Below are 25,741 nucleotides of genomic sequence, written 5' to 3'. Positions count from 1 at the left end.
GGCTTGGTTCGCCCAATTCCGTCGCCTCGCCATCCGCTACGAGCGACGGGCCGACATCCATCTCGCCTTCTCGACGCTGGCTGCCGCCCTCATCGTCTGGCGCTTCATCGAACGATGGTTTTGTTAGACGCTCTAAGCTGAAGCGCGTGTGTAATCAATTACTTGCCTCGGGTGAATGGCTGTGTTCGTGCTAGGTGAGAATCCTGGCGCCCCAGCCAGTTTCTTGAGGGATGTCAAAGCCCTCAAGGCTGAGACACGTCGGACGCCCCGGAAGCGGGTGTTTCCCGTCGCCCGAGAGTGGTCACAGGCCAGGGACGCCTTTCTTCGGCAGTTCATGAATACCCGGATCTTCACCGGCATCATGCACGCAGCCAGCGTCCCCCTGACCAGCGGCGCGTCGACGGAGACGCCGGGCCTGTCCGAAGACCTATCCCGGCATCCCAACCATCTCGCGAGCGTGGCTTACGGCCTCGCATATCGTGATATCGTTACCTGTTCGACAGACGGGCTGAATTCGATACGGCCTCTGCTGGGACGAACGTTGGATCGGCTCCCTTGATCGTTAAACGGCAACGATGATCAACCTATCTCGTCGTTACAACCTCGCGCGCTGATAGAGGCAATCCAGTCCGGCCCGGCATGCGACGCCAGCCTCTGCTGCCGTCACAGGCCCGATCGGAAGGTCATCGGCAGGCGCAAGAATTTTCTCTTCAGAACCTGGAACCGCCCCGAGAGGCTTTCTGCTTGCGGCACCACCCCGCGGGCGCTCCAGACGTCACGCCACAAGCCACTTCTGATCGTCACGTAGAATGTCAGAATGGTGATGGCGATTTCGGCGATCACACGACTGATCGCCATACCCATGGCTCCATTCTGCGGCGTCAGCAAGTATGCGCAAAGAAGATTGAGCGCGCCGCCGACGATCGCAATGACGGTGACGGACAAGTCCTTCCGCGCAGGAAGCAGCAGGAGCATGCTGAGACAATAACTGATCGTTCCGAGCGGCAACGTCAGGCTCAGGACAGCGAATATGTTTCCCGCTTCCGCGTAGGCGTGCCCCAGGAAAATCTTCATGATGAAGGGCCCAAGGAACAGGATCACGACCGAGGCCAAAGACGAGCACGCGGTCAGAACGAAGGTCGTGCGCTTCAGGAGGACGTAGGCCTGCGCCGGGTTGCTCTTCAGTTCCCGCGTCATGTGCGGAAGCAGAAGCGTCGAGAGCGGGTTCAGCAATTGCAGACCGGCATTGATCAGCTTGTCGGCCGGACCGAAGTAACCCACTTGGTCCGGCGTCGAGAGCCAGCCCAGCACGAGGCCCGAGGCCGCCGTGTAGGCCGCGACGGCACCCGTGAGGACGAAGATCGCCCCCCCGCCGCGCAGCGCATTCCGCGCCGCCGCCCAGGACGAGATCCGAACCTTGACTTCGCGCACGAGGATCACGCCCGTTATGAGGAGCGTCAGCGCCGATGCCAGGATGTAGAACAGGATTACGGAAGCGTAGGAATTCTCACCGCCGACGAACGTGACGATCAGCACCATGTTCAACAGCTGCGCCGCCAACTCGATCTTGACGACGAGTGCCATCCTGCCCCTGGCCCGGAAGTACCAGAGGAGATTGGTGCCCTGAAGCAGTCCGTAAATGATCGACAGAACGCCGACGACCGGGGCGTTCTGCAGAACCGTCGAGCTGGAAACGACCGCGACGCCGAATGTGATGGCCGGAACCATCAGGATCAGCTTGGCGGTGAGGATCGCCGAAACGACACCATCCAATTGCGACGCATCCTGCGTCGCCAGATCCCGGGTGCCCGAAACGTTGAAACCGAACTCGACGATCAGGCTGACGAGGGTCGCCAGCGATAACCCGACGAGCACGATCCCGTAATGCTCGGCCCCGAGCTTCCGTGCGAGCAGCGGAATGATGACGATCGGAAATACATAGCGGAAGATGTGCGCAAAATATAACAGCGCCCCATCCGTAAACAGCTTGTGCCTATGCATTTCCGAACCTCATCCGCACAGCATCTCCTAGATCTAGAGTTCGCGCGTACGTTTCTATCTGGACCCGTGATCTGCCGGGGCGCCCATCCGTCAAGTGCGGAAAAGCCTCACGTTCAGCGTGCGGATTTTACTGTGCACGCGCATGGACAGCGCAGCCGTACTGATGCGGGCCATCCAATAAAAGATCCGCAGAAGCCTGATCAGCAGCACGGAGCGCGGGAAGCTCTTGGTCCGATACAGCGCCTTCTGGAGGTTCAGCTGATTGAGGAACCACCGCATGACGCTCCGTTCCTGGATGCTGCCGCTATGCCCCCGGTACAAGACGAGTTCCTGGTCGATGCCGTAGCCGGGGGCGATTTCCAGAAAGCGCGCGAAGAACTCATAATCCTCGCCCTGGCGCAACTTGGGTGACTCGTCGAAGAGCTTGATGGCTTCGAGCTTCTGTCGACGCAACATGATGGTCGACGGATAGATATTATCGCCCAGGGACATCAGGAACCAGGCCAGCGATATCTTCTTGCGATAGCCGATCTGCGGTTGCTCAATCTTGTTGCCGTCCGCATCGATCACGCCGGCGGCGGTGAAGCAGAAATCGATGCCGCGCTGCTCCATGAACGCGACCTGGATCGCAAGTTTGTCGGGCAGCCAAAGATCATCGTCGTCGCAGAAAGAAATGAACGTCCCCGTAGCGAGTCGAATGCCGAAATTACGGACGACGGAAGGTCGTCCCGCAAATTGAGACGCCGCGTACGTCACGCGCGCGTCCTGCAGGGACTGAATATAGTCGCACACATCCTGCTGATGACCGTCGGCGACGACGATCACCTCGAAATTCGGATATGTCTGCGCGCGGATCGCGTCGACAGTCAACCGTAGGAAGTGGAGCCGCAGTCTTGTGGGGATAATGATGGATACAAGCGGCAGCTGAGAATTATGACTTACATGTGTCATGAATTTCGAGCCGAAAAGCTACAAAGCGGTCTGAAATTTGCTAATTGGTTTTGCGCCGGTCTGCAACCAGCCCGGGACAATGGCGTTCCCGGCCCGGGGTGCGTCACTACTTAGCCGAAGGCGCTGTCAGCCCGGCTGCGCACAACGCTGGTTGGCCGCGCCGTCGAACCCCGCGCGGTCGGCTCACGGGGCCGAGGCCGGAGGTCCGCCCACGATAAGGATCCCGGATTCCGTCCTCATCATATGCGCGGCATCCAGAAATTTGGGCGGAAAGGCGATCGACAGTCGTTTCGTGATGGCGTCAAGCGTCACAGGTTGGGGCAGCTCGTTCCAATCGATGTGATCGATCCACAGGATGGCGGGGCAGCGTTCACCCGCCGGGATATCCAGGCGCGATTGCGATTTCAGGACGCGGACCGGAAAACCATAGCGGCCCGCTTCGAGGTGGTAGGCCCAGTCGATGACCTGATCCTGATTGGGAACGATATAATTGGCGGGATATTCCGCCGCGAAGATCGGCGACGAGGCACATTGCCCCCTCTGAGCCTGGATGACGGCGGCGGCGCCGTCCCAGCCGCGGTCCAGGGCGTGGGAAATGACGATGACGCTGTAGACCAGCGCGCCGTTCAGCACCAAAAGTCCGAACAGAAGCCGCCGCTGCCGGACGACGTTCACGATCAGAGCAGCGACGATGGCGATCGTCGTCAAAGCGATCGCGGACAGATACCGCGCCACGAACAGATGCGGATGCTTGATGTTCACGGCCAGGAGCAGCACGGCCGCACAGGCCAAGCCCGCGCTTATGGCGATGATGAAAAGCGTATGGCCCCGCCCGACATCCGGGGGATCGATCTCGGACCGCAGACGGTCGACCGTCACGCCACCGTTCCTGCGCTGCCGCAGGAGCCCGAGGAACACGATGCCGAGCGCCATCCAGACGGCGAGATTGAAGCCAAAACTTTTCGCGATCTGCGCGACCAGGGCCTTCACGGCGACCGGGAAGGTGACCTTGACCCAGAAGGTCCCGGAGATCTGATCCAGAAAAGCGGTCTGGGTGATGAACCATGCCATCAGGGGCACGGACGCGATGAGGCCGGCCGACAGCAGGAGGAAGAACCAGTTCCACTGACGCCGGACGAGAAGGCTCAGGCCGGCGGCCGCGACGATGCTGGTGGCCACCACGGTCGTCACGTAATGAATGTTGAGACCTAGAAAGATCAAGACAACCAGAGCCGCGGCGAGCAGCCGATTGTCACGGATCCGCGCGCCATTCTCCAAAATCAGCAGCGCATACAAGCAGACGATCAGGCTCGTCATGCAACAAATCTGCGTGAAATAAGACCGGATCTCCGTCATGTTGTAGGAAAATACCGGCGACGTCGCGATCATGATGACGCAAACGACAATGAAATTCTTCGCGTTCGGATAGCGCTTGCACAATGCTGCGGCGAGCAGGAGGCTGGCGAGCAGGGGAATGAAGTTCATGAGTCGGCGGCCGACGATCGAATCCCCCGCCCAGGTTTGAACCAGCCAGTTCATGCCTGTGAAGAAGGGGGGATGGACATCGATCAACCAGCGATTCTTGACGGCCTCCGCCAGCGACACATCGTGCTTCGAGAGCCAGAGCGTCCAGAATTCGTCGAGCCACGGTCCACGATGCCACGTCGCCCAGAGTGCGACGGCCGCCATGATGACGAAGAGAGCAACATTAACCGTTGTGAAAAGCTTGATCTTTCGATCCTGGATTTCATCACGCGGCCAAGTCAGCAGAGGCGGTTTTTCTGCGCCCTGTGCTGCAATCCTCATCGACGGTTCCTTTTCAAGAGGCTGCATACCGTTGTTTATCGCGGCACGACCCGATTTATGGACCACGCTTCACGTGAGACACACGCGTGGGATCAAAACAGTTGGCGCAGACTCACTGTTGTGGAACCCGGCGGCTGGCACGGTCCAAAGGAACGGTTGGGATGTGCTATTATATTTGGCAGCGTCTTGCGCGATCTTGGCCTGTCGGTCAATCACGCGCGCGGCAGTTCAGGATGATACGTCCACAACGGCGGCCAATATGCGTCCAAGAACCTGTCTCGGATCGCCGGCCGTTTCAGCCATCCCGGCTTCGGCGGATGGTGCCGTTTCGACCGTTAGCGCAGGGCCGCGCGCCCATCGGCGCTACGACGCGCTGCCCGCGTCCTCGAAGGCCGTCTCCGGGCCGACCAGACGCCCGCTCTGAGGCGTGGACGGAATCCACAGGCCGTCGCGCAGCGCCTCCGGTCCGTAGGCGAGGGCCGTCCGCGCATCGAGTTCGGAGGTCGGCATCTCTACCAGCAGGGTCAGGGCGGCCTTCGCCCGAAGCCTCACGTGCGGATCGGCGATCATCGCCCGCTCGCTCGCGCCGACGAGAGGGACCACCGGCTCCCGCATCAGCGCGACGTGCCGGGCTCGCGAAACCGGACCGCGCCTGGGAACCTCAGAACAGCTCGATATCCGGCACATCCGTGTGCGCGGTGACCCGCCCCAGGGCCTGCGCGTCGACGTGGCGCTGGATCTGCGTGACGTAGTGCAACCGCGCCGTCTCCAGGATGGCGGCGGGTCGCATCGGCGCCTCGGGCTCCTGCCCATTCAGGCTGCGCTGCAGCCCGTCGAGGCAAAGCTGCAGCATCGCGTTCGACTCCTCGATCGCCTCGATCTGCTGGCGCACCACGTCCTGGAACTGCACCTGCCCGAAGACCGACAGGACTTCGGTGCCGACCGCGCTGGTCAGCGAGGCGACCTCCGTCAGGTCGCTCCGGACCATTCCGAGCAGCACCTGGGTCGTCGTCTGAGCGATGCTGTCGAGTTCGGTCATCAGGGCCTGGAGGCGTTGCTGCTCGCTCAACGTCCCCTCGGCCCCGTGCTCGACGGTCAGTACCTGGCCGATCGTCTGCTGCACGTTTGAGACCTGGGTCCGCGCCTCCGCCATGGCGGCCTGGGAGGCCTGGGCGAGGTCCTGAAGTTCCCGGGCGATGACCTTGAATCCGGCCCCGTGGATGCCAGCCCGGCTCGCCTCGATATTCGCATTCAGGGCGAGCATCCGCGTGGAGGCGCCGACCTTCTCCAGGGAGACGATCAGATTGTCGAGACCCTGCATCTGCGCCGCCGCGGCATCGACGGCGCTACGCTCGGCCCGGGTCTCCCGGAGGCGTCCGTCGAGATAGGTTCCGAGTGACCGGGCCAGGGTGTGCAGGGCCGCGTCGCTCTGCTCGGCGACGCCGACGATCCGCTCGCGGGCGCCGGTGAGGCAGCCGGCGCTGCGGGTCTGCGCCGTGTTGAGCGCCTCCAGGGACGCCATGATGGCGGCGGCCGCACCTTCGGTCTGCCCGACGATGCTGCGCAGTTGCTCCCGCGTGACGGAAAAGAGGGGTTCGAGGTCGGCGAGATCCTGCGCCGCGGCCTGCGCCCTGGCTTGCGTGTCGTCCCGAGGCTCGTCCTGTGCCGCCTCGACCGGCTCCCTCGCGATCGCGGGCGGGACGCCCCACGCGGCGGCGTCGGCTTCGTGCCGAGACGGGGAGGCGCCCTCCGCCGGGGCCGACCGGGCGGGACGCTGCAGCGCCCGCGTCACCACGCCGCCGCAGATCGCGGATGCCGCCGCAATCACGAGATGGGCCGGCTGCGCCGCGCCGAGGACCAGCGGCAGGACTCCGACGAGGCAGCCGGCACCGCCGCTGATCAGAAGCGTCCTGATCTCAATCTTCGGAAGGGCGGGGGCCGCGGTTCGCATCGAGGGGATTGGTCGCTCCGGCCGGTCGTCGGTCATCGGTTACAAAAAGGGGGGCCGAAGCCCGCGTGCGGATTTCGGCAGGGGGCTGCCAGGCTCAGGCGGCGATGGCCTGGAGCGACGGGGCGACCTGCTTCACGACCTCCAGAAGCTTGTCGGCCTGGACCGGCTTCACAAGCCACCCGGTGGCGCCCGCCTTCCGCGCCTCGTCCCGCTTCTCCTGCTGGGACTCCGTCGTCAGCACGAGCATCGGGGTGAAGCGGGTCTGCGTGAGCTTGCGCAGCGCCTCGATCAGTTGAACACCGTGCATGCCAGGCATGTGATAATCGGTGATGACCAGTGCCGGGCTCAGCCCAGCCTTGACCTGCCCCAGAGCATCCTCTGCGTTTGCAGCTTTCACCACACTATATCCGGCGCTTCCAAGAATACCAGACATGCTCGCCAGGATCGTTGGAGAGTCATCAACAATCATAACTTTGTGCATTGCCCTGCCTTTCACTTCGACAAGGAAATTTTATAATGGATCTAACTTTGCCAGCAATAGGGCCTCTTAGATCGCAAAGACTTTTTCCATGACGTGACTGCATAGCGCGTCGAAATCCTGGACGGCCCGTGATCGGGGCTTGAAGTATTTGAGCGGCACCTCGCGCCCGAATGCCTCTGCGAGTGCAATGTCCGAACGAACACCGGGCAGCAGACGCTCGCGGCCGAACCGGGCCTCCAGCCGCTGGAGCGCGTCCCGCTGCATCGTGATCCGCAGATCGACCTGCACCGGCATGATCGAGAGGCCGCGCAGCTCCGGATTGAGGCTCGTGGCGACGTGGAAATACGAGCGGGCGAATTGGCCGACCCCATCGACGGCCAGATGATGGAGCTGGGTGGGGACGAGGACGTGGTGCGCACTCGCCAGGGCGTTGATCAGCAGGGCGTCGGCGGTGGGGGCGGTGTCGATCAGCGTGATCGCATAATCCGCGGCGAGGGGCCTGAGCGCCGTGGCGAGCGCCAGGGGCGCGACCGCGCCGTCCGGGCCCGAGAAACCGCGATCGGCCGGCAGGATATCGACCTGCGGCACGGTGGTGGAGCGGATGGCGGGGCCGAGATCCACGGTGCCGCCGCCGCGATAGAGATCGTGCACCGTCGGCTCGCCCGGCGCCGCCCGCACGCCGTAGCCCAGACCGGTATGCCCCTGCGTGTCGAGGTCGACGAGCAGGACCCGCAGCCCCCGATCCGCGAGGGCGGCGGCGAGATTGACCACCGTGGTGGTCTTGGCGGTGCCGCCCTTCCGGTTGGCGACCGCGAGGATGCGTCCGCTCATCCGGCCCTCGCGGCGGGGAGGCCGGCAGAGGATGCAGCGAGGGATGCGGCCAGGCATGCGGCCGGCACCGGACCGGCCGGGCGACCGCGCAGGGTCGGTCCGGCGACCATCAGCACCTGCAGCACGGCGGTGTGGAGCCACCCGGCCCCGGTGAGATCGACCGTCGCGTCCGGGGTCGCCCGCAGGGCATCGAGCAGGGGCTCGGCATCCTCCACCGGGCAGTGGCCCGAGAGCACGATGGTTGCGCCGTCTTGTTCGAAGGCCATCAGACCAGATCCGGAAGGTTGAGCACCAGGAGAACCCGGCCGTCGCCGAGCAGCGCCGTGCCGGAGAAGCCCACGAGGCCGGCGAGCAGCCCGTCGAGGGGCCGCACGATCACCTCCATGCGCTCGCGGAACCCGTCGACCACGATGCCGACCCGCTCGCGCCCGACCCGGGCGACCATCACGGCCTCCTCGTCGGGCGGGGCCCCCGCCGCGGGGGTGAGCCCGAGGCTGTCGGCGAGGCGCACCAGGGGGATCACCGCGTCGCGCAGCACGAAGGTCTCGCGCTGCTTGATCCGGTGGATCTGGCCGCGGGGCACCTTCACGGTCTCGGCCACCGCATCCATGGCGACGCCGTATTGCTGGCCGCTCGCCTCCACGGTGACGATCCGGGTCACCGCCATGGTCAGCGGCAGCTGCACGGTCACGCAGCTGCCCTGGCCGAGCCGGCTCGCGAGCCAGACGTCGCCGCCCGCCTTGCGCACGGCGCTGCGCACCACGTCCATGCCGACACCCCGGCCCGAGAGGTCGGAGACCTGCTCCTTGGTCGAGAAGCCGGGGGCGAAGACGAGGTTGACGTATTCCTCGGGCGCCATCTGGGCGGCCTGATCGGGGGTGATCAGCCCGACGCGCAGCGCCTTGTCGCGCACCACCTCCGGATCGATGCCCTTTCCGTCGTCGGCGACCTCGATGATGACGTTGTCGTTCTCCTGGCGGGCCGAGAGGCGCAGCGTCCCCCGGGCCGGCTTGCCGGCGGCCACGCGGTCGGCCGGCGTCTCGATCCCGTGGTCGAGGGCGTTGCGGACCATGTGGATCAGCGGGTCGGCGAGGCTCTCCAGCACGTTCTTGTCGGCCTCGGTGTCCTCGCCCTGGATCACCAGCTCGACCTCCTTGCCGAGCTTGCGCGTGGTGTCGCGCACCAGCCGGGGGAAGCGCTGGAACACCTGGCTCACCGGCATCATGCGGATCGCCATGACGCCGACCTGCAGGCTCTGGGCGATCCGGTCGATGACCGCGTACTGCTCCTTGATCTCCCGCCCGAGCTGGCGCGAGCCGCTGACCTGCTCGACCCGGCCGGCGAGATAGGCGAGGCCGTTCTTGGCGACCACCAATTCGGCCGCGAAGTTCATCAGGGTGTCGACCTTGGCCTGATCGACCCGGAGCATCCGGGCCGGGCCGGCACCCGCACCGGCGGTGCCCTCCGAAACCTCCCCGGGCGGCGCGGCCGGCAGCGGCGCGGGGGGCGCGGCCGGCTTCTGAGCCGCCTTCGGGGCCGCCGCGACGGCGGGGGCCGGAGCAACCTCCGCCGCGTCCCGGAGGACGGCGAGGAGCGCCGCCGCGTCGCCGGACCGGGCCAGGGCGGCGCTCAGCGCCTCCGCCCGGGTCGGGGCGAGGTGCCGGAGGCAGCGCCGCACCACCGTCCGCACCGATTCGAGCCGCCCCGCGTTCAGCGCCGCCTCGACCGGCACGGCCAGCACCTCGGCCTGGGCCGCCAGGATCGCCTCAGCGCGCTGACGCAGGGGCGCTTCCGCACCGGTGGGGGGCGGGGCTGCAGCCGCCGGGGCAGGGGCAGCCGCCGTGGGAACCGTCGACGCGGTGCCGGGCGCCGCGCCATCGATGGCGGATACGAGGCGGAGCAGCGCGTCGGCGGAGGCAGTCGGAGCCAGCGCAGCGATCCAGCGCAGGGCGTCGGCCTGCCGGGTCGCCGGGCCGATGATCCCCAGCAGCGCCGCGGCGGCGGCCTTGAGGTCCGCCCGCGCGCCCGTCGCCACCAGCCCGCGGGCCCGGGTGCCGAAATCGCCGAAGACCTCGGCATCGTCCTCCGGTCCGTCCAGGACGATCAGATCCTCGGGGGCGATCGGGCTGAGCTGCACCTGATCGCTGACGTAGCGCAGGTGTTCGGTCACCGCCTCGACGGGGGCGGCGCAGAGAACCTCGAAGCGCAGCCAGCTCAGCACCGGATCGTAGGTTTCGAGCGGAGGCACGCTCGCCTGCGGCAGCACGCGCAGGCCGAGGAGCCCGGGCGCCTGCGCCACGAGGTGCGCCGGGTCGTCGCCCCGGAAGAAGCAGCTCTCGTCCGGCTCGTAGAGCCACGCCACCAGGGGCGCTCCGGCCATGTAGGCCGCCTGACGCTCGGCCTCCGGCAGGGCCCCGAGCCATTCCGGCGCCGCTTGGCGTTCCACGGTGCTCGCCGCCGCCGCAGGGCCGCCGGCCTCGAGCCAGCCGCGCAGGGCCGCGACCCGACCCGCCATCGCGGCCTCGGCGTCGTCCGGCAGGACCTCGCGGGTCTCCAGCACGTCGATCCAGTGGCCGACGAGATCGAGGCTGTCGAGGAGCCCGTCCACGATCTCGGGCGCCAGGGTCAGCTTGCCCGCGCGGACCTCGACCAGCAGGTCCTCGGCCGCGTGGACGAGGTTGGTCAGCGGCGCGACGTCGAACAGGCCGGACGTGCCCTTCAGGGTGTGGACCGCCCGAAAGATCTCGTCGAGGGCCTCCGCGCTGTGCGCCTTCTCCAGGGCCAGCATGCCGCTTCCGGCGCGCTCCAGGAGCTCGCGCGCCTCCGGGATGAACTGGGCGAGCAGGGCATTGGTCACGGCGCGACTCCAGCCATCACGGTGGCGACCTCGGTCAGCACATCCGGGCGCACGGGCTTGACGAGGTAGAGGTTGGCGCCCGCCGCGTAGGCCCGCTCGCGGTCCTGCGCGGCGCTCTCCGTGGAGATCATCACGGCCGGCACCGCCTGCAGCTCCGGCATGGTCCGGCCCTGCCGCAGGAAGGTGTAGCCGTCCATCTTGGGCATGTTCACGTCGACGAGGATGAGGTCGAAGCTCTCGGCGACGGCCTTTTCCAGCCCCTCGAACCCGTTGACGGCCTCCTCGACCGTGAAGCCGGCCTCTTCGAGCACGTCCCGGTAGTACATCCGCACGGTGGTGGCATCGTCGACCACGAGGATACGGGCCATCCTAGGCCTCCGCGCTCAAGGGTTTCTGGTAGACGATCGCCTCGGTGAACTTGCGCAGCTCGAACAGCGAGGAGATCCGGCTCATCGATTCCGAATGGCCGAGGCAGACGAAGCCGCCGGGCCTCAGGGCCTCGTAGATCGTCTGGGCGGCGTCGCGCCGCGAGGCGTCGTCGAAGTAGATCAGCAGGTTGCGGCAGAACACGACGTCGAAGTTGCGGAACTGCCGGGTCGAGAGCGAGTCCGCGAGGTTGACCCGCGCGAAGGCGATCGAATCCCGGATGTCGGGGATGACCTCGTAGGCGCCGCGGACCCGCCGGGTGTAGCGCTCCAGCGTCGCCTCGGGGACGTGCTGGACCGCGCGGTCGCCGTAGAGCCCGCGCTTGGCCTGTTCGAGCACCGTGGTGTCGATGTCGGTGGCGACGATCTCGATGTCGAACCGGTCGACATCCGCCCAGGTGTCGAGGAGCTGGAAGGCGATCGAATAGGGCTCCTCCCCGGTGGAGCAGGGCACCGACCAGATCCGCACCGGCTCGCCGGGCCGCTTGCGGCGGGTGACCTCGGGCAGGATCGACTGCACGAGGCAGCGGAACTGGTACTCCTCCCGGTAGAAATACGTCTCGTTGACGGTCATCAGGTTGACGAGCGTCTGGAATTCCTCGCCGCTCGCCTGGAAGCGGATCATGTTGAAGTAATCGCGGAACTGGATCAGGCTGCTTGCCAACATCCGCTCCTGCAAGCGCTTGTCGACGAAATAGCGCTTGTTGTCGGCGAACATGATGCCGGTCTTGCGGTAGAAGAAGTCGCGGAAGCGCACGAAATCGCTGTCGGTGACGACCGGCAACGACGGGTTGAAGGGTGCGGTCATGCGGGCCGCCGGTCAGGCGATGCGGCGGCTTGCGGCGCGGGCCGCGTAGGCCAGGAACGGCGCATCGGGGAAGCGCGCCGCGGCGGCCTCGATCTCCGGGATCATGTCGGGGGTGCCGATCTCGGCCAGCACGTCGATGGCGGCGGCCACGACGTTGACGTGCGCATCCTCGGCCAGGGCCCGGCGGGCATAATCGGCTGCCGCCGGATGGCGCAGCGAGACCAGGATGTTGACCGCGAAGATGCGCCGGTCGCTGTCGGAATCGGCGAGCGCTTGGTCGAGGGCCCCGATCACCGCCGCATCCATCTCCGCAAGGGTCTCGATCGCGGCGTTGCGCAGCCAGACATCCTCGGAGCCGAGCAGGTCGAACAGGCGCTCGGCCGCCGCCGCGGTGCCGATGTGGCCGAGCGCCAGGAGGATCGCCTCGCGGACGCTCTTGTCGGTCTCCCGGGCGAGGCGATCGGCCAGCGGGTCGACGGCGTCGGGATCGCCCGCCAGCCGGTGGGCCGCCTCCCGGCGCTCGGCGGCCGTGACGCCCTCCAGGGCCGCGCGCGGATCCCCTTGAACGGGGGCCGGCGCGGCGGCAGGGTGCTTGCGGACGAGGGCCATGGCGATCTCAGCGACGATCTCAGGACAGCCAGCTGACGAGCTGGCCGGGGATGGAGCGGGCGGCCAGCGTCAGGGTCGCGCCGCCGAGCCGGATCAGCTCGGCCGGCATGCCGAAGACGATGGCGCTGGATTCCGCCTCCGCGATGGTGCGCCCGCCCGCGGCCTTGAGTTCCGCGATGGCGGCGGCCCCATCATCGCCCATGCCGGTGAGTTCGACGCCGATCAGGTCCTCGGCGGGCATGTGGTCCCGGGCGCTGCGCACGAGCCGGTCGACGCTCGGATGCCAGCGCAGGGACGGATCGCTCGGCACCGAGTTCACCGTGAGCCGGCCGAGCTTGCGCTCGATCACCAAGTCGGCATCGCCCCGGCCGATATAGATACGTCCCGGCGCCAGCGGCATCGGGCCGGCGACCTCGACGACCTTCAGCTCGCACAGCCGGTCGAGGCGCTGGGCGAAGGGGCCTGTGAACGGGCCCGGCATGTGCTGGGCGACAACCACCGGCCATGGCAGGGTGCCGGGCAGCTCCGGCAGGATTTCCTCCAGGGTGCGCGGCCCCCCGGTCGAGACCCCGATCAGGACGCAGCCGTCGACCCGGGTCGCCGGCTGGGGCACCCTCCGGCTCACGATCTCGGTATGGCCGCGCCGGACCCGGTCGACCAGGCCGCGGGCGCGCCGCGGCTTGGCTCCGACCGCGGCGCGGACCTTCTGGACCATCTCGTCGCGGGCATCGACGATGTTGAGCGACACCGTCCCGCCGGGCTTCTCGACGTAGTCCACGGCGCCGAGCTGCATCGCTTCGAGGGTCACGGTCGCGCTCTCGCTGGTCAGCGAGGAGATCATCACCACCGGGCGCGGGCTCGTGGTCATGATCTCACCCAGGCAGGTGAGCCCGTCCATCTCCGGCATGTTGATGTCCAGGGTGATCACATCGGGCTCGAAGCGGCCGAGCTGTTCGAGGGCGTCGCGCCCGTTGCGGGCGGTCTGGACCTCGAACTGGCCGGTTTCCTCGAAAATCGCGCGCAGGTGTTTGCGCATCAGGGCGGAATCGTCGACGATCAGGAGCTTGGGCATCGGGATGCGGAAGACTGGTCAGCGGCGCGGGCGGCCTGCGGTTGGGGTGAAGGGCGAGGGCGGTCTCAGGCCGCCTTCAGGTCGGCGACCTCGTGCCGGCTCAGCAGCCGGTCGACGTTCACCATCAGGATGATGCGCTTGGCGTCGGCGAGGTTGGCGATCCGCTCGACGGCGTTGTCGCCGTCCTGCGCGAGATCCGGCGCCGGCACGATGGCCGAGCGCGCGATCTTCAGCACCTCCGAGACCGAGTCGACGATGAAGCCGGTGCGCACCCCCGCGATCGCGAACACCATGATCCGCTGGCGATCGTTGCGCTCGGCATCCGGGAGCTGAAAGCGGCGGCGCTGGTCGACCACCGGCAGCACCGCCCCGCGCAGGTTGACCACGCCTTCGATGAAGTCGGGCGTGCGCGGCACGTGGGTCAGCTGCTCGGGGACGCGGACGATCTCGTGCACCGCCTCGATCGGCACGCCGTATTCCTCGTCGGCGAGGCGGAACACGACGAACTGCTCCTCCTCGTCGGCCCGCGCCACCTCGGTGGCGCCGCGCGTCTCCTGCATGGTTCCCTCCTCGACGGCCGAATCGTCGGACAATTGGGTGGTGGCGAACAGGCGGCCGGCCGACAGGATCGACACCAGCCGCTTGCCGCCGTTGAGCCGGCAGATCGACTCGAGCTCGCGCAGCGATGAGCCGTTCGCCAGCAGATCCGGCAGCGGATCGACCACGGCGCGGGCGACCCGCAGCACCTCCTTGACGGTGTCGGTGACGATGCCCACCGACGCGCTCGCATCCCCCAGGGACACGACGACGATCCGGTTCTGCTCTCCGAGCGGCGCCGCCGGCAGGCCGAACAGGGTGCGCAGGCTGACGAGCGGCAGCAGCCGGTCGCGCAGGTTGATCACGCCGATGACGTGCGCCTCGGCGTTCGGCAGCTCGCTGACGACCTCCGGCACCTGCACGATCTCCTGCACGTGCTCGATCGGCAGGGCATATTCCTGGCCGGCCAACTCGAAGGAGACGAGCTGGATCTCGTCCGAGGCGCCGCCCTCCGCCGCGCCGCGCTCCGAGGCCGCGGCGCCGAACTCGACCGCCGTGTCGATGGACCGGCCGGCCGTGGCGCGCCCCGATCCGCTCCGCTGCAGCAGGCGGCCGAGATCGATGATCATCACCATGCCGCCCGCCCGCTTGATCACCCCGGCGAGCAGTTCGGCCTCGGCGCCGGCGCTGAGCCCGTCGGCGCCTTCGATCTCACCGGCCTCGGCGGTGATCACGCTGGCCATCCGGTCGACCACGAAGCCGGAGGTGGTCTCGTGGCCGCCTCCTTGGCTGCCCCTTTGCCCGGCCCCTTGCCCGGCCCCGCGGTTGATCACCACGACCCGGGTCGCATCGTCGTGGGTCCGGTCGGGCAGGGAGAACAGCCGGCGCAGGCTGGCGACCGGCAGGACCGAGCCCCGCAGGTTGGCGAGGCCGGCCAGTGCGGGGGGCGCGAGGGGCACATCGACCATCGCGGGCAGGCGGATGATCTCCTGCACCTCGGCGAGCGGCACCGCGTAGGTCTCGCGCTCGACGTGGAAGGTCACGAACTGCCGCACATGCGCGACCGCCGACGGGTCGTCCGGTGCGGCGATGGCGAGGGCGTCGTTGGACATGGCGGGCTCCGGACAGAGCTTGGGTCAGGGGGCCGTCCCGGCGGGGATGGCCTGCAGGCGGGGAGGCGCGGCGCCGCGGCGGCGCCGTCGAACAGGCCCGGGCGGGGCCCTGGGGCGGTGCCCCTACTCCTGGTTCTGGAGCTCGTCGGCGAGGGAGGCGACCTCCTCGATCGCGGCGGCGAGTTCCTCCGCGCCCTTCGCCTGCTCGCGGGCGGCCTGTTGCGACTCGATCACCGACTGGCTGCCCTGCTGGGCCGCGGTGGCGATCTGATCGATGCCGCGCTTGGCCTCCTCGATATTGCGCAGGATGAGTTCGGAGCCCTGGAGGATCTTCTGGTTGCCCGCCAGCACGCCCGCCATGTCGTCGGCGGTCGTCTGCAGATTCCGGGTGATCGCCTTGTTCTTCTCGACCTCGCTGGCGGCCGCCGCCGAGATCGCCTCCAGGTCGCGGCTCACCACCACGATCTGGTCCTGGATCGCCTTGACCAGATCCTTGATCCGCTCGGCGTTCTCGGAGGAATCCCGGGCGAGGTTCCGGATGTCGGTGGACACCACCATGAAGCCCTTACCGAACTCGCCGGCCCGGGCCGCCTCGATCGAGCCGTTCACCGCCAGCATGTTGGTCTGGATCGCCACCGTGGTGATCGCGTCCACGATCTTGTCGATCTTCCGGCTCACCTGCTCCAGGCCGTGGATCTGCTCGCGGCTCTTGTCGGTCTCTTCGAGCGACCGAGTGACGCCCTCGACGAGCCCGTCCACCGCCGCACGGTTCTCCTGAAGCAGGCTGGCGATCTGACCGGCCTTGTCCAGGGCATCCTGCGCCTGGGCCTGGGCGATTCCCGCCCCCCGCTCGATCTGCGCGACGGCCGCCGCCGATTGCTGCGCGGCCGAGGTCTGCTGCTGGGCGCCCCGGTCGATCTGGCCGAGGGCCGTCGTGATCTGTGCGGCCGCCCGGTTGATCTCTTCGACCGCCGAGGACAGCTCCTCGGCCGCCGAGGCGACCTCCTCGGCGCTCTTGCCGACATCGGTGGCGTTCTTCAACTCGTCGGCCAGCGCCGAGAGTTCGTTCGCGGCCTGCTCGCTCTCTTCGAGCGCCGTCGTCTGCTGCTCGACGGTCTTGAGCGATTCCTGACAGGCGGAGGATTGCTCCTCGGCAGCCGCGGCGATCAGTTCCGACCCCTTCTGCGCCTCGACCGCGGCCCGCTCCGATTCGGCCGAGACCCGGGCGATCTGGTCGGCCCCCGTTCTGATCCCCGCCATGGCGGTGCGCACGCTCTCCAGCTGCGCGGTAATCGCCTGACCCTTCTCGATCTGCTGACGCGCGCCCTCGGCCGAGCGGTTGATCCCGTCGGCGATGATCTTCACGTCCTCCTGGATCCGGCCGATCAGCGCCTGGATCTCCTCGGCGCTCTTCTCCGAGGTCTCCGCCAGGGTGCGCACCTCGTCGGCCACCACCGCGAAGCCCTTGCCGTGCTGTCCGGCGCGGGCCGCCTCGATGGCGGCGTTGAGCGCCAGCAGGTTGGTCTGGTCGGCAATCCGGGCGACGGCCCGGACGATGTCGCCGATATTGGCGGCCTGACGCTCCAGCTCGACGATCATCGTGACGGAGGCGGCCTGACGCTCGGCCGCCGTGGCGATCGAGCCGATGCTGAGCTGGATCTGCTGGCCCACACCGACGATCAGGCCCTGCAGCGCCTCCGTCTTCTCGCGGGAGGCCTCGGCCTCGACGCGGGCGCTGGTGATCGCGTCCGACACCGTGGTCACGGCCCGCTGCGACTCCTCGGAGGCGCCCGCCGCCTCCTCGGCCCCGGCGGCGATCTGCTCCATGGCCTTGCGCAGTTCCTCCGCCGCGGAGGACGCCTCGGCGATGCCGTTGGCGAGCTGCGTCGTGGCGGCGGCGATGCGCTCGGCCGCCTTCTGCTGCTTGGCGAAGGTCCGGGCCCGGCGTCGGTTCTCCTCGTTGAGCCGCCCGAGCTGGCTGACACTGGCCTGCTCGCTCTTCCGCGCCGAGGTCTGGGGGCCGGGCAGGGCGGTCTTCTTCACGAGAGCCATGACGTCTTTCCGCTCATCTCAGGTTAGGGCCGCACGCCAGCGACGACCGCGCAGAACGATTGCACGGCCAAGCTCATACGAAGCTTCAAGTTTCAAATCAATAAACTGCGCGATGATTTCTGCGCAGCAATGCATAGGCGAGATTGAGACTAAGTTTAATAGTCTGTTTATATAGTTGTTTTTGCATTCGAATTGTTAGCGGATTATCACTATGTCTATGAATGTCATAACTCATTTCTGCTATTCGAATTGATAGTCAGCTTAATAAGTTCAAGCCATCGCAATCGCGACGGTGATGAATTTCCTGCGCGGTCGCGCCGACCGGCGTTCAGGTTGATGTCCACCGGTGGCAGCGGGCGGGCCCAGGAACCACCGCGCCGGGCAGAGCCGGCGGTCCGGAGCCGGGAGTCCCGGCAGGGTCAGCCGAATCGCGCCGAGCGTCGCGCGGCCGGAGAAGCGGCGGCCCTGGACACGCCGGTCGTCGCGCCCCAAACGGCCTGAACGCCGCGGGAGACATGCCATGACCCAGACGCCCTACAATCCCCCCTGCGGCGGCCTGCCGGCGCAGACGACGCTGATGACCGGCCGCGCGGTCTTCACGGAGGCCTACGCGGTGATCCCGCACGGCGTGATGAGCGACATCGTCACGAGCTTCCTGCCCGGCTGGACCGGGACCCGGGCCTGGATCCTGGCGCGGCCCCTGTCGGGCTTCGCCGAGACCTTCGCCCAGTACCTGATGGAGGTCGCCCCCGGCGGCGGCAGCGAGTCGCCCGAGCCCGACGCGCAGGCCGAGGGCGTGCTGTTCGTGGTGGAGGGCGGCCCGATCCTGGAGCTGGCGGGCCGGACCCACGCCCTGCGTCCCGGAAGCTTCGCCTACCTGCCGTCGGGCGCGCCCTGGCGCCTGCGCAACGACGGCGCCGCATCGGCCCGGTTCCACTGGATCCGCAAGCGCTACGAGGCCGCGCCGGGCCTCGGCGCGCCGGACGCCTTCGTGACGCACGAATCGGCGGTCGAGCCGGCCGCCATGCCGGGCACCAACGGCGCCTGGGCCACGACACGCTTCGTCGCGCCCGACGACCTGCGCCACGACATGCACGTCACCATCGTCACGATGCAGCCGGGCGGGTCCATCCCGTTCGAGGAGACGCACGTGATGGAGCACGGGCTGTTCGTCCTGGAAGGCAAGGCCGCCTACCGGCTCAACCGCGACTGGGTCGAGGTCGAGGCGGGCGACTTCATGTGGCTGCGCGCCTTCTGCCCGCAGGCCTGCTACGCGGGCGGCCCCGGCCGATTCCGCTACCTGCTCTACAAGGACGTCAACCGGCACCCCGCCCTGACGTTGGGCGGGATCGCGCGATGAGGAGACGGCGATGAGCCCGCAGCCCGAGGCCCGATCCATCACCGCCGAGCCGCTGACGGAGGCGGCCTTCGCGCCGTTCGGAACGGTGATCGATACGGCGGCGGTCGCGCCGCGGCCGATGAACGGCGGCATGGCGCGCCGCTTCCACGATCTGGCGGCGATCGATGTGGTGGGGGAGGGCGCCCGCGCGGTGATCGGCCTTGTGGAGGCGGAGCCCTACCCGCTGCCCCTGCGGCTCAGCCTCGTCGAGCGGCACCCGCTCGGGGCCCAGGCCTTCGTGCCGTTGAGCCGAGCGCCGTTCCTGATCGTGGTTTGCCCGGACGAGGCGGGCCGGCCCGGCCCTCCGCAGGCCTTCGTCACCACGCGGCCGTTCCAGGGGATCTGCTACGCGCGCGGCACGTGGCACGGCGTGCTGACGCCGTTCGGGGCGCGTCAGGATTTCGTGGTGATCGACCGCGGCGGACGGGCCGGGGATGCGCCGGGCGCGAATCTGGAGGAACACACCTTCGTCCAGCCCTGGACGGTACAACTGCCGGGGACGGCCTGACGGCCCTTCACGACTCGGCGGTCTCGGGCTCCTCCGAGAAGGTGAACACGACCTCGCCGGTCCGCTCACAGATCACGCGCACGGACGTGGCGCCATTCTGCGCCCGCTGGGCGGGAAGCTGCGCCTTCGCGTGGGAGACGGCCGCCTCCAAGTCGCACGGCCACAGCTTGGTGAAGCTGACGCGCTTCCCCTTCTGAAACGAGATCCTGTAAGCCATCGCGCCCTCCAGGATACCGATCATACACCCTGTGGACGGGCGGGACGTCCACCCACAGGGCATGGCAATGATGCATGGTGAGCGGAGGGGTGCGCTCACGACAACCGTCGAGCCGGCTCACGGCACCGGATGTCAGCGTGTCGGCTCCGCCGTGGCGACGACCCGCTTGGCGACCGGCGTCGCCGGAACGAGGCGCGGGGTCGTGGCGAGTTCGGAGGCCGGGCGCGTGGCGGCCGTGCTCCGGGCCTGCTCGCGATAGAGCGGCGGCGTCAGGGTCAGGGCCTCATCGGCCAGCGCGGCGCCGCTGGTCGGAACGGCGATGAGGGCGGCGAGGACAAGGGTTCGCAGGGTCATGATCAATCCTCTCGATTGCCGGGTCGTGCCCGGTGTCGAGGGGATATCTACGCTGCACAGCAACATGATCCAAACAGATTGGATCGATAGTTGAAATTGATTTTATCAATGACGAGCGCGGCGGGCAGCTGAGCCCGTCGCGCTCGCTGCGCGCGTTCGCGTCGGGCTCAGCGGCCCAGGACGACCGGAATGCTCAGATCGGCGACGCCGGCGATGCCCAGGAGGCCGGCCGGGGGCGCCGAGAGCGGACCCGCATTCCTGACGGCCCGCAACGCCCGTCGATCGAGATCCCGCACGCCCGAGCTGCGCTCGACCTCGACCCGCTGCAACGCCCCGTCGGGGGCGATCTCCACATGGACCACCACGGTGCCGCCGCGCCGGCCCGATCCCGGCCGCCCACCGGCGCGATCCGCGGCGTCGATCCGCGTGACGAAATCCGACAGCCAGGCACGCACCGCAGGCCCGGGCTTCGCCCAGACGGGCGACGCGAGGACGACCAGCGACAGAGCGAGACCGACGAGCCTACGGGCGGGGACGGGGAACGGCATGCGGGAACGGTGGCTCCTGGCGCGCGAGACGATGGCATAATCCTACGCGTGCAAGGTTGCCGAAGCCGGTTTCGCAACCGTGACCGGCCGGTCTCGCGCCGGGACATCTGCGCGCAATCGCGGATCCGAGCGCATCGCCCGGGGACCGATGTGCATTCAGGCGACGGTCACGGGTCTCCGGCCCCGCGTCCCGGCCGCGGCCAGCATGACCTCATCGTTGCCCACCTCCAGGCCGGTATAGCCGAGCAGGTCGGCGAGTTGCGTCCGCGCGCGCCAGACCCGGCTCTTCACGGTGCCGATCCGGCACTGCATGACCGCGGCGGTCTCCTCGTAGGTGAGGTTCTCGATCGCCACGAGCACCAGGGCCTGCCGCATCGCGGGCGCGAGCCGGTCGAGGGCGGCGCGCACGTCGCTCAGGTCGAGATGGCCGCCCTGCTCGGGCAGCGACACCATCCGCTCCGCCTGCGCGCCGTCCTCGTCCTGTACCTCACGGCCGCGCTTGCGGTGCTCGTTGTAGAACTGGTTGCGCATGATCGTGAACAGCCACGCTTCGAGGTTCGTGCCCGGCGCGAAGCTGGCCCGGGAGCGCCACGCCCGCAGCAGCGTGTTCTGCAGGAGGTCGTCGGCGCCGACATGGTTGCGCAGCAGCGAGCGCGCGAAGCGCTGCAGGTTCGGCACCAGCCGCAGGAGGGCGGCCTGGAATGCCGTCTCGTGGCCGTCTTGCGCCGCGCCGAAGGCCGCATCCAGCAGCTTCAGGAGGTCGGCGAAGCGGTCCGCGGTGGCCGGTTCGACGGCGTCCTGTGCGTAGGTCGCCGCCAGCAGATGGCCCAGGTGAGACTGGACGCTGCCGGGGAGTGTCGGAACCTGCGGGGCGATCGCATCGCCGTCGGTCGCATGTTGAAGCATGATTGCCGATCATCGGGTGGGAATAAAGAGTATCGGTCCGTCCATTAGCGCCCGATCCCAGTTCGATCGCAGCAACATAGATCAGGCGAAACCGAGATGTTGTGTTTGATCCATGATACACTGACTGCGATTTCGAGCAGAGCGACCGGCCGGCGGCACGATTTCCATACGGATACGCGCGCGAAAACCTGTCCAGTCCCGCAATGCTTCTGCGAGCCGGCGCGGATCATTATTGCCCTGGCGGTCGGCGAACCGAGACCGTATTGCTGCGTTCGGACGCCGAACCCGGGACTACACGCATGACACGCCTGTCCGACCTCGAAGACGATCCAGCCTTTCAGCAGGCCGTCCTGGCGCTGCGCGGCGCGGCCAGCACCCTGAGTGGGCGCGCCGTGACCGTGGAGGAGGCGCGCTTCCTCGTCGGCATTGCCCTCACCACCTTCGCGCATGCCGGCGGCCTGAGCGAGGCGAGCCGGCAGCGTCTGGCCCGCTTCTCGGAAACGGTCGAGCCCGGCGCCGTGCTCGAGACGCTGACGCGGCACTGAGCCCGGCGGCCATCGTCCCTACCGCGTCTCCGCCAAGCCAGCCCGCAGGACGTTCAGGAGATCCGCCAGCACCGCCTCGCGGTCCTGCGGCTGCGTCGCCAGGGTCAGACCCGCCGCGATGTGCTGGCCGGTGATGAGAAGCCCAACCTCGCGCAAAGCCGCCGTCGCGGCCCGGATCTGCTGGATCTCGTCGAGGCAGTGTCGGTCCGCCTCGATCATCGCCCGCAAGCCCCGGACCTGTCCCTCGATCCGCCCGAGCCGCCGGACCAGCGGCAGACGATCCGCGTCGGTGCGGGCGAGGCGGACACGACCATCGACGAATGTGGCGTTTGTCACCGCTCTGCGCCCTGCCTGTCTCGTCCGCGCCGGTACCGATCCGGATCGGGGATCCGGATCGGCTCGAGACGATGGCGCACCGGGGCGCCACGCCGTCACCCGATCTGCTGGGTCTCGGCCCCGCTGTCCGGACGCGCCGGACCGAGGACCGGCTCCTCGCCCATCGGCTGGTTCTGGACGACGCTGAACTGGCCCTTGCCGTCGATGGACGGACCGTCCGTCCAGCGGCCGGCCGGGGGCGGCGAGCCGTCGGCTGCTGTCGCGAAGAAGTTGTAGTTGAACTTCTGGTTCTCCTTCTCCTGCGGGAAGGAGTTCGGGATCGGCAGCGTGCCGGCATGGCCGCCGAGCTCCTCGATCACCGCCAGCCATTGCTGCTGGTGCATCGTGTCCCGGGCGATGAGGAAGCTCCACATGTCGCGCATGCCCGGATCGTTCGTGGCGTTGTACAGGCGCGTTGCCAGCACGCGGCCGGTGCTCTCCGCGGCGACGTTGCAGTACATGTCGGCCGCGATGTTGCCGCTGGCGTAGATGTGGCTCATGTCGAACGGCACGCCGTCGCAATTGGCCGGGAAGGCCGCCATGCCGGTGGAGAGCAGGTGCCGGTGCAGCATGCCCTCGGCCATGTGGCGGGGGTTCTCGCCACCCATGACGGCACCGACGATCGCGTCGGCCGCACCGGCTTCCTGAACCTTGGTCGGGGCGTTCTCGAGGTTCATCGCCACCGCGGTCGCCAGCATCTCGATGTGGCCCATCTCCTCGGTGGCGGTGTTGAGGAGCATGTCGCGGTACTTCGTGGTCGGCGCGCGGCTGCCCCAGGCCTGGAAGAAGTACTGGAACGCGACCCGAATCTCACCCTCGATACCGCCGATCGCCTGCTGAAGCATGCGGGCGTAGATGGGATCCGGGCTCTCGACCTTGACCGGGTACTGCAGGCGCTTGTCGTGATAGTACATGTTGTCTGTCCCTCGTGAAGGGCACGGCGCGCTCAGGCCCACCGCACGATCGACCGCTGGTCCCATACTCCTCGGGAGCATGGGGCCGCTCACCCTGTCCAACCCGGCTTCAGGATATCGGTTCGGTCGACGAACGATTTTGGGACGATTAAGACGTTCGAAATCCGGTTTTTCCCAGTGGAATCAACGCAGAATTTTTTATTGACGCAGATATATTACGAGCCTTCGGGGGCGAAGACGCTGAACAACATAGATTGACTGGTATTGATCTATGTTGGCGCGATGCGCAGCCGCGGATCGCGCGGGCGAAACAGCTTGACCTGAGGCGCGATCGCCCGCGCCTCGAACGGCTGGCGCAGTTCGAGCCGACCGACCCGGAAATCTGGGCCGACCCCGCCTGATCCGCGGAGCCGCTCAGAGCAAGCCGGTCCGCCGAGCCAGCATCACGCCGAGGGCGAGGCAGGCGGCCGCCGTGACCACCAGCATGGCGACGTTGGTCCAGAACCGACCCGGCCGGCTGGAGCCGTCAATCCCGCTGGCGCGCAGCCGAACCCAGGGCACGTAGAGGTACAGCGCGATCAGGGTGAGGATCAGGAACGCGAAGGTCGGCAGCCGGCCACTCACCAGCGCGGCCACGGCCAGGACGGCCCAGCCGAGCACGAGGCTCACCATCGTGAACAGGGCGGTCGTATTCACGGGCCTCTCGGTCCTTCCAGCGAAGCATGGCGGCGCGGCAGATGCGGCGCCCATCACGGGCCTTGCCCCTCATCCAGCGTGGACACGCCCGGGCCGGGCGCTCACCGCCGCGCGGTTCCTGTGACGATACAGGTACTTACAGGTGGATATGGCAAGAGTGTGAGTTTTCGGGCGCACGTCAAGTCACGCCTGGGGGCGCCCCTGGCTCAACCGGATCGACACGCGACCACGCTGGGCGTGCGATCGCGGCGCGGTATAACCGGCTTCGCGCGACCGGTCCGCGCGGCGCGGCCGGTATCGGTCGCCCCCTCCTGGTGCCGGAACAGGATGGCCGTGACCCGGACGCTGCTTCTCTCATTCCTCGCCGCCGTCGCGGCATTCTCCCTGTCGGCGGCGCAGGCGGGCTGGCGGGGTCCGGAGGCGCAGCCCCTGTTCGTCAACGAGGCCAACCCGAGCGGATACAACTACGCCCCGAGCCTCATCGTCGAAGGCGGGACGACCGACATCTGGTGGTGCGGCCAAGGCAAGACCGACGTGATCTTCCACCGGACCTACAGCGCGCAGGGTGGCTTCTCGCCAGCGCAGGTCGTCCTCCAGCCCCGGCCGGGATCCTGGAACCGCCAGTATGTCTGCGATCCGAGCGTCATCAAGGGCAGCTTCCGCAACCCGGTGGATGGCCAGCCCTACGCGTACGCGATGTATTATTCGGGCGCCGACAACCTGCCGGGCAACAACAACCACACGGGTCTGGCCTTCTCCAACGACGGGGTGACCTGGGTCGATTATCCGGACCCGGTCATCGCCCCGCTCAACCCGACCGTCGCGCAGGGCAATTACGGCGCCGGGCAACCCGCGACCGTCAATCTCGACGGCCATTCCAGCCTGCTCGTGTTCACCACCGACCTGACCGGGCCGCAGGGGGTGGCGGGCTTCGGCGACCTCTACGTGCGCCGCACCGCGGACGCGGTGCATTTCGACCCGCCGGTCCGGGTGCCCAACCGGACCGGCGACGGCGCCGCCATCAACCCGAATTCCGATTTCGCCTACGACGCCTCCTCCGGCGACATCTACGTGATCACGGGCCTGCCGGGGCGCAATTGCCAGCAGGTCGCCTGCAAGGATCCGGCGCGCAACCCCGACCGCGAGACCTTCCAGATGGGTCTCTACAGGATGCCGCTGAAAGCCCTGCTGAGCGGGACGCCCGCGACCTGGATTCCGGTCGGCACCCTGAACAGCGACGTCACGGGGTTCTACCTCAATCACAGCCCCGGCTTTCAGCGCGATCCCTTCGGCCGCCTCACGCCATTCCTGCCGCGCATCACGGTCTATTTCTCCGGGGGCGATCCCTATCCGGGCACCTGGCGGATCGCCGCGGCGACCGAGGATCCGACCGCCGACCGGGCCCCCCTGAAGCGCGCCCTCGGACCGGGCGGCCATTGGGTCACGACCGGCTACATCGCCCCGGGCTACACCCTGGAGACCGCGCTCGGTGCGCTGTTCCTCGTGCCGAAGCCGGGCACCGCCAAGCTGATGAGCTGCCTCGCCGGCGCGGATCATTTCCTCAGCCGCGATCCGAACTGCGAGGGCCGGACCCCGCTGGGTCAGACCGGCTACCTCTACGAAGCGCCGCACCCAGGCAGCCATCCGATCTACCGGTGCCTCGCCGGCGGCCGGGACCATTTCGTGTCCACCGACGCGAAGTGCGAGGGGCAGGCGACCGAGGGGCTGCTCGGCTACGCGCTCGACTGACACCGATGCGGCGGGATGCGTCCCGGTGCGGCGTTGC

General features: G+C 67.8%; 26 protein-coding genes and 1 pseudogene. 5 read left to right on the top strand and 22 right to left on the bottom strand.

All coding sequences use genetic code 11. From position 1 onward, the window contains the following. Positions 1-127, top strand: a pseudogene (locus AAHG09_RS18725) (IS5/IS1182 family transposase); the annotation flags it as partial. A 536-nt stretch (positions 128-663) separates the two neighbouring features. Here the strand turns inward: AAHG09_RS18725 and AAHG09_RS18720 are convergent. The 15 genes from AAHG09_RS18720 to AAHG09_RS18650 all read right to left on the bottom strand — a co-directional run bounded on the left by AAHG09_RS18720 (position 664) and on the right by AAHG09_RS18650 (position 17,493). Further along, entirely contained in the window at positions 664-2,001 is a 1,338-nt protein-coding gene (locus tag AAHG09_RS18720) for an oligosaccharide flippase family protein (protein WP_342108953.1), read from the bottom strand. Positions 2,002-2,091: 90 nt separating this feature from the next. Further along, positions 2,092-2,952 carry a glycosyltransferase family 2 protein gene (locus AAHG09_RS18715; protein ID WP_342108952.1) on the bottom strand — a complete coding sequence of 287 codons (861 nt, stop codon included), beginning with the start codon at positions 2,950-2,952 and terminating at the stop codon, positions 2,092-2,094. A gap of 183 nt (positions 2,953-3,135) precedes the next feature. Next, positions 3,136-4,758, bottom strand: coding sequence for a hypothetical protein (locus AAHG09_RS18710; RefSeq protein WP_342108951.1), 1,623 nt, complete (start codon positions 4,756-4,758; stop codon positions 3,136-3,138). 363 nt (positions 4,759-5,121) lie between these two features. Next, complete coding sequence (locus AAHG09_RS18705) at positions 5,122-5,361, bottom strand: hypothetical protein (protein ID WP_342108950.1); 240 nt, start codon at positions 5,359-5,361, stop codon at positions 5,122-5,124. A 58-nt stretch (positions 5,362-5,419) separates the two neighbouring features. Next, positions 5,420-6,709, bottom strand: coding sequence for a methyl-accepting chemotaxis protein (locus AAHG09_RS18700; protein ID WP_342108949.1), 1,290 nt, complete (start codon positions 6,707-6,709; stop codon positions 5,420-5,422). A 94-nt stretch (positions 6,710-6,803) separates the two neighbouring features. Then, the gene (locus AAHG09_RS18695; protein WP_342108948.1) at positions 6,804-7,178 is read right to left on the bottom strand and encodes a response regulator; all 375 of its coding nucleotides are present in this window, start codon (positions 7,176-7,178) and stop codon (positions 6,804-6,806) included. Positions 7,179-7,256: 78 nt separating this feature from the next. After that, positions 7,257-8,021, bottom strand: a complete 765-nt coding sequence (locus tag AAHG09_RS18690) for a ParA family protein (protein WP_342108947.1) — start codon at positions 8,019-8,021, stop codon at positions 7,257-7,259. Next, positions 8,018-8,287, bottom strand: a complete 270-nt coding sequence (locus tag AAHG09_RS18685; RefSeq protein ID WP_342108946.1) for a hypothetical protein — start codon at positions 8,285-8,287, stop codon at positions 8,018-8,020. The genes AAHG09_RS18690 and AAHG09_RS18685 overlap by 4 nt, the downstream gene beginning before the upstream one ends. After that, positions 8,287-10,878: a chemotaxis protein CheA gene (locus tag AAHG09_RS18680; protein WP_342108945.1), complete on the bottom strand. Its 2,592-nt coding sequence runs from the start codon at positions 10,876-10,878 to the stop codon at positions 8,287-8,289. Before AAHG09_RS18680 ends, AAHG09_RS18685 begins: the two co-directional genes overlap by 1 nt. Then, a complete protein-coding gene (locus tag AAHG09_RS18675; protein ID WP_342108944.1) occupies positions 10,875-11,246 on the bottom strand; it encodes a response regulator in 372 nt (123 codons plus the stop codon). The genes AAHG09_RS18680 and AAHG09_RS18675 overlap by 4 nt, the downstream gene beginning before the upstream one ends. 1 nt (position 11,247) lies before the next feature. Continuing rightward, positions 11,248-12,111 (bottom strand): CheR family methyltransferase, encoded by an 864-nt coding sequence (locus AAHG09_RS18670; protein WP_342108943.1) that lies wholly within the window; start codon positions 12,109-12,111, stop codon positions 11,248-11,250. A 12-nt stretch (positions 12,112-12,123) separates the two neighbouring features. Then, positions 12,124-12,720, bottom strand: a complete 597-nt coding sequence (locus AAHG09_RS18665; RefSeq protein ID WP_342108942.1) for a HEAT repeat domain-containing protein — start codon at positions 12,718-12,720, stop codon at positions 12,124-12,126. 19 nt (positions 12,721-12,739) lie between these two features. Beyond that, complete coding sequence (gene cheB / locus AAHG09_RS18660) at positions 12,740-13,792, bottom strand: chemotaxis-specific protein-glutamate methyltransferase CheB (protein WP_342108941.1); 1,053 nt, start codon at positions 13,790-13,792, stop codon at positions 12,740-12,742. A 65-nt stretch (positions 13,793-13,857) separates the two neighbouring features. Then, on the bottom strand, positions 13,858-15,441 hold the full coding sequence (locus tag AAHG09_RS18655; protein WP_342108940.1) for a chemotaxis protein CheW: 1,584 nt from the start codon (positions 15,439-15,441) through the stop codon (positions 13,858-13,860). A gap of 123 nt (positions 15,442-15,564) precedes the next feature. Further along, on the bottom strand, positions 15,565-17,493 hold the full coding sequence (locus AAHG09_RS18650; RefSeq protein WP_342108939.1) for a methyl-accepting chemotaxis protein: 1,929 nt from the start codon (positions 17,491-17,493) through the stop codon (positions 15,565-15,567). 520 nt (positions 17,494-18,013) lie between these two features. On the opposite strand from AAHG09_RS18650, the gene AAHG09_RS18645 reads away from it, so the two are divergent. Beyond that, a complete protein-coding gene (locus AAHG09_RS18645) occupies positions 18,014-18,853 on the top strand; it encodes a bifunctional allantoicase/(S)-ureidoglycine aminohydrolase (protein WP_342108938.1) in 840 nt (279 codons plus the stop codon). A gap of 10 nt (positions 18,854-18,863) precedes the next feature. Further along, positions 18,864-19,400, top strand: a complete 537-nt coding sequence (locus tag AAHG09_RS18640) for an ureidoglycolate lyase (RefSeq protein WP_342108937.1) — start codon at positions 18,864-18,866, stop codon at positions 19,398-19,400. A gap of 7 nt (positions 19,401-19,407) precedes the next feature. Here the strand turns inward: AAHG09_RS18640 and AAHG09_RS18635 are convergent, their stop codons facing one another. The 4 genes from AAHG09_RS18635 to AAHG09_RS18620 form a co-directional block, all read right to left on the bottom strand. After that, positions 19,408-19,617 carry a hypothetical protein gene (locus tag AAHG09_RS18635; protein ID WP_342108936.1) on the bottom strand — a complete coding sequence of 70 codons (210 nt, stop codon included), beginning with the start codon at positions 19,615-19,617 and terminating at the stop codon, positions 19,408-19,410. Between the two features lie 132 nt (positions 19,618-19,749). Then, positions 19,750-19,971, bottom strand: a complete 222-nt coding sequence (locus tag AAHG09_RS18630; RefSeq protein WP_342108935.1) for a hypothetical protein — start codon at positions 19,969-19,971, stop codon at positions 19,750-19,752. A gap of 167 nt (positions 19,972-20,138) precedes the next feature. Beyond that, positions 20,139-20,519 carry an energy transducer TonB family protein gene (locus AAHG09_RS18625; RefSeq protein ID WP_342108934.1) on the bottom strand — a complete coding sequence of 127 codons (381 nt, stop codon included), beginning with the start codon at positions 20,517-20,519 and terminating at the stop codon, positions 20,139-20,141. 156 nt (positions 20,520-20,675) lie between these two features. After that, complete coding sequence (locus tag AAHG09_RS18620; RefSeq protein WP_342108933.1) at positions 20,676-21,425, bottom strand: sigma-70 family RNA polymerase sigma factor; 750 nt, start codon at positions 21,423-21,425, stop codon at positions 20,676-20,678. A 299-nt stretch (positions 21,426-21,724) separates the two neighbouring features. On the opposite strand from AAHG09_RS18620, the gene AAHG09_RS18615 reads away from it, so the two are divergent. Next, positions 21,725-21,970, top strand: a complete 246-nt coding sequence (locus AAHG09_RS18615) for a hypothetical protein (protein WP_342108932.1) — start codon at positions 21,725-21,727, stop codon at positions 21,968-21,970. An 18-nt stretch (positions 21,971-21,988) separates the two neighbouring features. Here the strand turns inward: AAHG09_RS18615 and AAHG09_RS18610 are convergent, their stop codons facing one another. The 3 genes from AAHG09_RS18610 to AAHG09_RS18600 form a co-directional block, all read right to left on the bottom strand. Further along, positions 21,989-22,306, bottom strand: a complete 318-nt coding sequence (locus AAHG09_RS18610) for a metal-sensitive transcriptional regulator (RefSeq protein WP_412760054.1) — start codon at positions 22,304-22,306, stop codon at positions 21,989-21,991. 95 nt (positions 22,307-22,401) lie between these two features. After that, positions 22,402-23,259, bottom strand: a complete 858-nt coding sequence (locus AAHG09_RS18605) for a manganese catalase family protein (protein WP_342108931.1) — start codon at positions 23,257-23,259, stop codon at positions 22,402-22,404. 414 nt (positions 23,260-23,673) lie between these two features. After that, positions 23,674-23,955 (bottom strand): hypothetical protein, encoded by a 282-nt coding sequence (locus AAHG09_RS18600; RefSeq protein WP_342108930.1) that lies wholly within the window; start codon positions 23,953-23,955, stop codon positions 23,674-23,676. Positions 23,956-24,282: 327 nt separating this feature from the next. Here AAHG09_RS18600 and AAHG09_RS18595 point away from each other — a divergent pair, with 327 nt between their 5' ends. Beyond that, positions 24,283-25,704, top strand: a complete 1,422-nt coding sequence (locus AAHG09_RS18595; protein WP_412760053.1) for a glycoside hydrolase family protein — start codon at positions 24,283-24,285, stop codon at positions 25,702-25,704. Positions 25,705-25,741 lie beyond the last annotated feature (37 nt).

The sequence above is a fragment of the Methylobacterium guangdongense genome (assembly GCF_038442355.1).
Classification (GTDB): Bacteria; Pseudomonadota; Alphaproteobacteria; order Rhizobiales; family Beijerinckiaceae; genus Methylobacterium; species Methylobacterium guangdongense.
Note: the sequence above shows the minus strand (reverse complement) of the source record. Positions and strands in the feature narration are given on the sequence as shown.

Excerpts from the sequence above, each read along its gene's own strand:
- AAHG09_RS18720 (WP_342108953.1), bottom strand. The coding sequence starts at position 2,001 with ATGCATAGGCACAAGCTGTTTACGGATGGGGCGCTGTTATATTTTGCG.
- AAHG09_RS18715 (WP_342108952.1), bottom strand. The coding sequence starts at position 2,952 with ATGACACATGTAAGTCATAATTCTCAGCTGCCGCTTGTATCCATCATT.
- AAHG09_RS18710 (WP_342108951.1), bottom strand. The coding sequence starts at position 4,758 with ATGAGGATTGCAGCACAGGGCGCAGAAAAACCGCCTCTGCTGACTTGG.
- AAHG09_RS18700 (WP_342108949.1), bottom strand. The coding sequence starts at position 6,709 with ATGCGAACCGCGGCCCCCGCCCTTCCGAAGATTGAGATCAGGACGCTT.
- AAHG09_RS18695 (WP_342108948.1), bottom strand. The coding sequence starts at position 7,178 with ATGATTGTTGATGACTCTCCAACGATCCTGGCGAGCATGTCTGGTATT.
- AAHG09_RS18690 (WP_342108947.1), bottom strand. The coding sequence starts at position 8,021 with ATGAGCGGACGCATCCTCGCGGTCGCCAACCGGAAGGGCGGCACCGCC.
- AAHG09_RS18685 (WP_342108946.1), bottom strand. The coding sequence starts at position 8,287 with ATGGCCTTCGAACAAGACGGCGCAACCATCGTGCTCTCGGGCCACTGC.
- AAHG09_RS18675 (WP_342108944.1), bottom strand. The coding sequence starts at position 11,246 with ATGGCCCGTATCCTCGTGGTCGACGATGCCACCACCGTGCGGATGTAC.
- AAHG09_RS18670 (WP_342108943.1), bottom strand. The coding sequence starts at position 12,111 with ATGACCGCACCCTTCAACCCGTCGTTGCCGGTCGTCACCGACAGCGAT.
- AAHG09_RS18665 (WP_342108942.1), bottom strand. The coding sequence starts at position 12,720 with ATGGCCCTCGTCCGCAAGCACCCTGCCGCCGCGCCGGCCCCCGTTCAA.
- cheB (WP_342108941.1), bottom strand. The coding sequence starts at position 13,792 with ATGCCCAAGCTCCTGATCGTCGACGATTCCGCCCTGATGCGCAAACAC.
- AAHG09_RS18655 (WP_342108940.1), bottom strand. The coding sequence starts at position 15,441 with ATGTCCAACGACGCCCTCGCCATCGCCGCACCGGACGACCCGTCGGCG.
- AAHG09_RS18650 (WP_342108939.1), bottom strand. The coding sequence starts at position 17,493 with ATGGCTCTCGTGAAGAAGACCGCCCTGCCCGGCCCCCAGACCTCGGCG.
- AAHG09_RS18645 (WP_342108938.1), top strand. The coding sequence starts at position 18,014 with ATGACCCAGACGCCCTACAATCCCCCCTGCGGCGGCCTGCCGGCGCAG.
- AAHG09_RS18640 (WP_342108937.1), top strand. The coding sequence starts at position 18,864 with ATGAGCCCGCAGCCCGAGGCCCGATCCATCACCGCCGAGCCGCTGACG.
- AAHG09_RS18635 (WP_342108936.1), bottom strand. The coding sequence starts at position 19,617 with ATGGCTTACAGGATCTCGTTTCAGAAGGGGAAGCGCGTCAGCTTCACC.
- AAHG09_RS18630 (WP_342108935.1), bottom strand. The coding sequence starts at position 19,971 with ATGACCCTGCGAACCCTTGTCCTCGCCGCCCTCATCGCCGTTCCGACC.
- AAHG09_RS18625 (WP_342108934.1), bottom strand. The coding sequence starts at position 20,519 with ATGCCGTTCCCCGTCCCCGCCCGTAGGCTCGTCGGTCTCGCTCTGTCG.
- AAHG09_RS18620 (WP_342108933.1), bottom strand. The coding sequence starts at position 21,425 with ATGCTTCAACATGCGACCGACGGCGATGCGATCGCCCCGCAGGTTCCG.
- AAHG09_RS18615 (WP_342108932.1), top strand. The coding sequence starts at position 21,725 with ATGACACGCCTGTCCGACCTCGAAGACGATCCAGCCTTTCAGCAGGCC.
- AAHG09_RS18605 (WP_342108931.1), bottom strand. The coding sequence starts at position 23,259 with ATGTACTATCACGACAAGCGCCTGCAGTACCCGGTCAAGGTCGAGAGC.
- AAHG09_RS18595 (WP_412760053.1), top strand. The coding sequence starts at position 24,283 with ATGGCCGTGACCCGGACGCTGCTTCTCTCATTCCTCGCCGCCGTCGCG.